This window comes from Streptomyces sp. P17 (genome assembly GCF_032436805.1).
In the GTDB taxonomy this organism is placed as follows: domain Bacteria; phylum Actinomycetota; class Actinomycetes; order Streptomycetales; family Streptomycetaceae; genus Streptomyces.
In genome coordinates this window covers 1-279 of record NZ_JAVRBF010000686.1, presented here as the reverse complement: position 1 = coordinate 279, position 279 = coordinate 1, and the positions used below count along the sequence as shown (strand labels likewise).

The 279-nt window shown below is 44.8% G+C and carries 1 protein-coding gene; it reads right to left on the bottom strand.

Annotation, left to right across the window (positions count from 1 at the left end; all coding sequences use genetic code 11):
- Positions 1-279 (bottom strand): DUF5906 domain-containing protein (locus tag RMT89_RS42585; protein WP_315889125.1); only part of this gene is annotated, 279 nt, incomplete at both ends.

Below are 279 nucleotides of genomic sequence, written 5' to 3'. Positions count from 1 at the left end.
AATAGAAAATGGCATAACGTCGTCCAGAACTAACAAGCGGGATTGCGTCTTTATAATTGCTAAAGAAGCAATAGTTCGCCGGGTTGTCTTCCATTTCTTGATTTTCGCCTTTGGACTGGATTTGAATTCGATCGTCGCCAATCCAAGGTTTCATGATTTCGATTAGTTCTCGGCGTTCGTCAATTTTGATTTCGTCAACAACGATCATTAGTTTATTGCGCTGCCAACTGTTGAACGTCGCGCTGCTGCCGATCAACTCCGTTGCTGGAGGGCTGTAGG